The sequence below is a fragment of the Lonsdalea iberica genome (assembly GCF_002111585.1).
Lineage (GTDB): Bacteria > Pseudomonadota > Gammaproteobacteria > Enterobacterales > Enterobacteriaceae > Lonsdalea > Lonsdalea iberica.
In genome coordinates, this window is the sequence record NZ_LUTP01000079.1 from 1 (window position 1) to 6,439 (window position 6,439).

Consider the following 6,439-nt stretch of genomic DNA (forward strand, 5'->3'; position numbering starts at 1 on the left):
TTATCAAGTGTCAGCGCGCCCAATTTTGAGGGGGTGAAAAGTTGGCTCATACTTTTGCCTTCGTGGTGAGAATAAAATGACGGAACTGGAATCGTTCGTTGAGTAATCAGTGTAAGCCAGAATCATCAAGCGTCAGGGCCAATTCGGGCAATCCCATCACAACAATAGCCCTTTACCTTTCGCGAAATCGGGCAAGATCGGTATGACTTCCTATAATTAATGTTCAGTCTCATTAACAGGAGAGAAAGCATGACCATTCATAAGAAAGGGCAAGCCCACTGGGAAGGCGATATTAAGCAGGGTAAAGGTACGGTATCGACGGAAAGCGGTGCGTTGAATCAACAGCCGTATGGTTTCAACACCCGTTTTGAAGGTAAACCTGGTACCAACCCGGAAGAGCTGATCGGTGCCGCACATGCCGCCTGTTTTTCAATGGCGCTGTCGCTGATGCTGGGCGAAGAAGGTTTCAAACCGGACAGCATCGATACCAAAGCCGTGGTATCGCTGGACAAAGCCAATGGCGGGTTTGCCATCACTAAAATTGAGCTGGAAAGCGCAGTGAAAGTGCCGGGTATCGAAGAAGCGACGTTCGATAAAATCATCAACAAAGCCAAAGCCGGCTGCCCGGTCTCACAGGTTCTGAATGCCGAGATCACGCTGCAGTACACACTTAACTAATTGTAAATCGGCGTTGCCTCCGGAATGCGTCCCGGGGGCAGTGAACCCAATGCATTGTCATCCCCGGTATTGCTACTCTCCATCATTTCATTCGTTCCGCCATACACTTTCTCTGCCGTTGAATAAAACATCAGGAGAGTCATCATGGGTATTTATGTCGTCAGAATGGATCATCCGAATGGAACAGGATGGAACACGCATGTCGCGGAACATGTTCGATATCTTCAGGAACTGATCGAATGTGGCCGCCTGATAGCGTCGGGCCCGCTAAAAGATACGCCGCTCAGGGCCGGATTTCTCAAACGCTGGATGATGTGAAGGCAATGATTCATGCCGATCCGTTCTCGCGTGAGAATCTGATTGTGGGTTTGGACATACAACAGTGGGACCCCTTATTCGGCCAGCTGTCAGAGCTGTCGAGCTTGGATGTTCCCGCTGAGTTGAAGGGCGGTCAGCACTAATCCGTGGGGGTAGCTCCCCAGGGACAAAGAAGACGCCACTGTATCAGTAAAACAACTCCCCAAAATCAGTGCGCATTCTTGTGTGATGTATTGATACATCGCTGGGTGGGTTTGCACAGCGGGGTAGCAGCATAAAAAAAAGACCCGAAATCTGTCGCGGTATCCATGCTTATCAAACTCAATTTAACATAATATACATTATGCGAACCAAGGTGCGGGTGGGTGGAAACTGACGTTTTCGGTGCTGTCATCCTGACATCGGTCGCTTTTGTTTATACAGCCATATCGCCTTATAATCACCCACATTACACAGGGTTCCCCCCCAAAAAAATGCAAGGATGATAAATGACGAACCAGACTACGCCCGCCGGTAATAACACCACATCCACCCGACTGAAATTACAGTCCACCGGCGTCACGGCATACTGCTCCTTTGGGCCTGCACTCTACTTTCATCCCGACAGTGAAACCCTGATAGCCGTCGATGCCTGTGATAATGATGCTATTGAGCGGGAGCATGGCCGGCTGGAAAAGCTGCTGGCAACCCGTATCGATGCTCAGCTACGCATTGATGACCTGACAAAGCAGATGACCGCGCTGGACTGGCATCAGGTTGCGGAGCGAGATCGCCTCGAAACACAGCTAAATCAGTGATATCAGCAGCTGGACAGCGCTGTCACGGCCCTGCGAAACGAGCTTCAGGATCTGACGCCGGCCAGCCAGCTTCCTAAGGCGACACTGCTGGACGATAACGCCAAAAAAAGCGCCATCGGCATTATGGAGATGATCGAAATCAGGGGTGGTGGGTACCGTGGCGGCCGCTACACCTATGTCCGTTCAGATAAAATCCGTAGTCACTGGCGGCGCTATCGCCTGAACGACAGCGAAAAACAGCCGGTGACAAAGAGTTTTATTAAAACCGTCAGTCATACCGGCGAAGATGGCGTCACCCGAACGCGGCAGGAAGTCGATACAGAGAAGCTGAAATCACAGTTGGCAAAAGTAAGACCGTCCATGACCGTCTGGGAACAGAAGCTGATCGATGACCATGTCAACGTCCTGACGGACTGGGCCAGGGAACTGAATGACAGCCTGAAAAAACATGCTGAATCGGAAAGCGGCAACATAGTTTTTGATGGGCAGGCCCAGTTGATGCGCTGGACTTACGGTGCCGGCCTCAAAGGTACCCTAAATCCTTTCGAATACGACATCCGCACCGGCAAGGTAAAACCGACTGCCACGGCCAGCGGTAAACTGAGCGCCTACGCCAGTCTCGCTCTGGCTGAAGCCAAAAGCACCGCAAAAGTTTACTGGCCTGACCATGCCGGAACCCGTATCTGCTACCCACTGGACCCGGTGCGAATCCCCGGTGGCGGCATGGGGCTGCTCGGCGTTCTGCGCTTTGACCTTGAGCTGGCCCTGTCCGGCAGTATCGGAGCCAGTCTGGGGATCGAAGCCGGCGTCAGCTTCTCCGGGGATGTGGTGAAAGGTCTTCCCGTCAAAGCGACACCAACAGGCAAGCCCGGGCAATGGCGCAATGTTGATATTTCAAAAGCAGCCGAAGAAGTGAAGCCCGGTGCAGAACTGAGTCTGTTTGCCGGCGCGGAAGCCGGGGCCAATCTCTCCGGAAAAATGGTCTGGCTCAACCCGGACAAGTCAGGTAAGGGAAGTGACAAATTTAGCTCTCTGGCTAAAGTGGCTGTAGGTGTTACAGGACAGGCTGGCTGGGGAGTCAGCGGTTGCGTGGAACTCAGCTGGAAAGACGGGAAAGTCCGAATCCGTGTCAAGGGTGGAGTCTGCTCCGGCCTCGGTGCAAAAGGTTCTGTCACTCTGGAGGTGGACGGCAAAGCAATCATGACTGAGTTTATGCCCTGTCTTGCCTATATGCTGCGCAATGCTGACTACACCCGTTTGATGGATGTAATGACAATCAAAGACTACGGCTATTTTTGTGCTATTCCGTTGCTTACCGGGATGTACAGCCTTAACAGAGCGATTGACGCAGCAGAAGGAATCAACGATGTACTGGAAAGGAGCTGGATTAATAAAGAGGCCCGTGTAAGGTTGATGGAAAGAATCCTTGCCGATGATGAGTATCTGAAGTACTCCCCTCCTGAAAGCAAAGGCGCCGCTATCGCCGCCCTGATAGAGAAAAATTTCTGGGATGAGGTTGCCAGCCCGGCCAGCCACCCCACCCAGCACGGACGATAAACCATGACCGGACAGACTCTTTCACGCTTAACCCTGACAGCACTAGTACTGGTTGCCATCACCGGCTGTCATGATGAGCAGAAAATAAAAGCCGACCAGGACGCACTGGTTCGTACCTCGCTGGATAATCTAGTGACGGTGAAAGGCGGCAGCTTTCAGATGGGCAACTTTAGTTCATTAATGACTGAAAATGCAGAGAACCGCCCTTACGATTTCGATAATGATGCCCCTCTTCATCCAGTGACGCTTTCCGACTTTCGTATTGGAAAATATCGCGTTACTTGGGGAGAGTTTAACCGTTGGCTATCAATACAGGGCCGAGATAAAACAAAGTATTACAGATCGATAACAGATCTAAAATCCCCTGATTCTCAGACCGATAAAATTTCTATTAACAACTCTTATCCTGCAAAATCTAATTGGCACGATGCCCGCAACTACTGCCAGTGGCTAGGTAAAATCAGCGGCCGCAATATGGACCTCCCCACCGAAGCTCAATGGGAATATGCATCCCGCAATCGGGGACAATTTATTGCTTACGCGAACAGCGATAATAAATGGCATGATCACTCTGATAAATCACGAAATTTTGTCGACGACTTTCGTACTGATAACTCGTTTAAAAAACCGGTAGGCAGCTATCCCCCAACCCCCCTTGGTTTGTACGACATGATGGGGAATGGCGCTGACTGGATAAAAGACTGGTATGCAGCAGATTACTACCTCCACAGCCCAAAAAAAGACCCACAAGGTCCTAAAAATGGCACGAAAAAAGTAACAAGAGGAGAGAATCGCAACGAAGACAATTCTTACACTATAACTCGTGGAAGTTGGGATCCTGATAATGAGTGGCTTTCCGGTATCCGTTGTGTGGAGAATAGCCCTCTAAAGTGATCGGCAGCCCTGCAATTAAGCCCTGCGGGGCTTTTCTCGCTGGTATGTACAACCTGAACAGGGCGATCGATGCAGCGAACGCTATCGGAACCACCCTAAAAACCAGCTGGGCCGACAAAGAAGCCCGCGTAAGGCAGATGGAGAAAATACTCGATAATGATGAGTATCTGAAATACTCCCCTCCTGAAAGCAAAGGCGCCGCTATCGCCGCCCTGATAGAGAAAAATTTCTGGGATGAGGTTGCCAGCCCGGCCAGCCACCAAGGGGAAGTCTGCGAGGGAGGCACCACCTTTGCCAGCCGTAAGCGTGCCATTCTCGCCGTCCTGCGCTGGGTGCAGTCAAAGCGTGAGTACGAAAATATCATGCAGCACCTGTCCACCACGATTGGTGACAAAGGCGACTGGAAAACCAACGAAGCCCGCGTTATCACGTTTCTTGCTGAAGGTGAGCAACCACGCGAGTACGGATACGATGCCAGTTTCATTCCGGGCGCACAGAAGGTCATCATCACCCCCAGCCACTATGCGGAAAACCTGCACGCCATTTACACCCATTTGCCTGATGCTCCCGCCGTTTCACCGGGTCATCCGAACGAATTCATGCTCCCCCTTACGCCAGTGTCGCCGTCATTCCTGCACAGCTGCACCACCTACATCACCACCCAGCACGGACGATAAACCATGACCGGACAGACTCTTTCACGCTTAACCCTGACAGCACTGGTACTGGTCGCCATCACCGGCTGCCGCGATGAGCAAAAAATAAAAGCCGACCAGGATGCGCTGGTTCGTACCTCACTGGAAAATCTGATAACGGTGAAGGGTGGTGAGTTTCAGATGGGGGATTTTGGCCGATTGGTAGATGAACATCTTCCTTTCAATCCAGACCAGGACACCCCCCTTCATTCCGTCACACTGTCAGACTTTCGGATCGGAAAATACCGCGTCACCTGGGGAGAGTTTAACCGCTGGCTCGTTATTCAGGGACGGGATAAAAACACCATCTACCAGACGATTTCTCAGGGAAAATATTTCAGTAAACAGGACAAAGAGGCGCTGGGCGAAACATATCCTGCAACGGCAAGCTGGCAGGATGCCCGCAACTACTGTCAGTGGCTCGGTAAAAATAGTCATCGCAATATGGATCTCCCAACTGAAGCGCAATGGGAGTACGCTGCCCGTAATAGGGGTCAGTTATTTATTTTCGCTAACGCCGATAACAAAAATTACGTCTGGAATGATAAAAACCGTAACTATGCGTCATCCAGCAAAAAAAAACCTGTCGGTAGTTTTCCAGCTAATCCGTTCGGTCTCTACGACATGATGGGGAACGGCGCTGACTGGGTAAAAGACTGGTATGCGGCAGATTACTACCTCCACGCACCAGAAAAAGATCCACAAGGTCCAGAATCAGGAGAGAAAAAGTCAGTGCGAGGCCGCACAGGCTCAGGACATACCCTGAGCATTGAACGCAACAGCCTCAAGCCAGATAACGAATGGGGATCGGAGTTCCGCTGCGTGGAGAACAGCCCTCTAAAGTGATCGGCAGCCCTACAATAAAGCCCTGCGGGGCTTTTTTGCAGCGGCTTGCTCCCATCATCTCGCCAGCGCAACTGTGCCGTGTCCGGCATATCGCTTTTGTACAAGAACACCGGATAGTGATAAATTTTGCCGCCTGGACTAACGCACGACAGCGATGCTGTAATAACAAGAACTCGTTCTCGCGAATGAGGCAAGCGTGCGATATTTACCTACACTGCATATTCTGCATCTGAGCGATTTTTGCATCTGGCAAAGGACGATGACTATTCTTACCCGTGGAGTTGATAACCAAATGGTAAATGATGTCGTAAACAGTAGTAATTTTCTTTCTGTCTTTGATTTCGACGGAACACTTACCAAGCGTGACAGCTTCGTCCCCTTTTTACGTTTTGCCTTCGGGAAACGTGTTTTTGCACAGCGCCTCGTCAGCCTCGTCGTCCCCACACTCAAATGTATTGGACGCAGGGTCACTCGAGACGAACTGAAAGAAGTCTTGATCAAAACCTTCCTCTCCGGCATTGAAGAGCGCTGGGTTGAGCACAAAGCCACTGAGTTTTGCGAGAAATATTGGACGCGCCTGATGCGCCCTTCCGGCCTGATTGCCGTGGACTCTCAAATCAACTCCGGGGCGATCGTGACGATCTGCTCAGCCTC

8 protein-coding genes are annotated in these 6,439 nt (G+C 51.1%); all 8 read left to right on the forward strand.

Going from position 1 to position 6,439, the window contains the following annotated elements:
• Nucleotides 1-249 precede the first annotated feature (249 nt).
• Entirely contained in the window at nucleotides 250-678 is a 429-nt protein-coding gene (locus AU511_RS16355) for an OsmC family protein (protein ID WP_094101185.1), read from the forward strand.
• Between the two features lie 239 nt (nucleotides 679-917).
• Complete coding sequence (locus AU511_RS16360; RefSeq protein WP_240503873.1) at nucleotides 918-1,139, forward strand: YciI family protein; 222 nt, start codon at nucleotides 918-920, stop codon at nucleotides 1,137-1,139.
• A gap of 345 nt (nucleotides 1,140-1,484) precedes the next feature.
• Nucleotides 1,485-1,793 (forward strand): hypothetical protein, encoded by a 309-nt coding sequence (locus AU511_RS16365; protein WP_094110315.1) that lies wholly within the window; start codon nucleotides 1,485-1,487, stop codon nucleotides 1,791-1,793.
• A gap of 123 nt (nucleotides 1,794-1,916) precedes the next feature.
• Complete coding sequence (locus tag AU511_RS16370; RefSeq protein ID WP_139829412.1) at nucleotides 1,917-3,350, forward strand: hypothetical protein; 1,434 nt, start codon at nucleotides 1,917-1,919, stop codon at nucleotides 3,348-3,350.
• Between the two features lie 3 nt (nucleotides 3,351-3,353).
• Nucleotides 3,354-4,244, forward strand: a complete 891-nt coding sequence (locus AU511_RS16375) for a formylglycine-generating enzyme family protein (protein ID WP_094110317.1) — start codon at nucleotides 3,354-3,356, stop codon at nucleotides 4,242-4,244.
• 44 nt (nucleotides 4,245-4,288) lie between these two features.
• The gene (locus tag AU511_RS16380) at nucleotides 4,289-4,921 is read left to right on the forward strand and encodes a hypothetical protein (protein ID WP_094110318.1); all 633 of its coding nucleotides are present in this window, start codon (nucleotides 4,289-4,291) and stop codon (nucleotides 4,919-4,921) included.
• A gap of 3 nt (nucleotides 4,922-4,924) precedes the next feature.
• Nucleotides 4,925-5,785: a formylglycine-generating enzyme family protein gene (locus AU511_RS16385; RefSeq protein WP_094110319.1), complete on the forward strand. Its 861-nt coding sequence runs from the start codon at nucleotides 4,925-4,927 to the stop codon at nucleotides 5,783-5,785.
• A gap of 292 nt (nucleotides 5,786-6,077) precedes the next feature.
• Nucleotides 6,078-6,439: haloacid dehalogenase-like hydrolase (locus AU511_RS16390; RefSeq protein ID WP_338037742.1), on the forward strand; the 362-nt coding region annotated here is incomplete at its 3' end.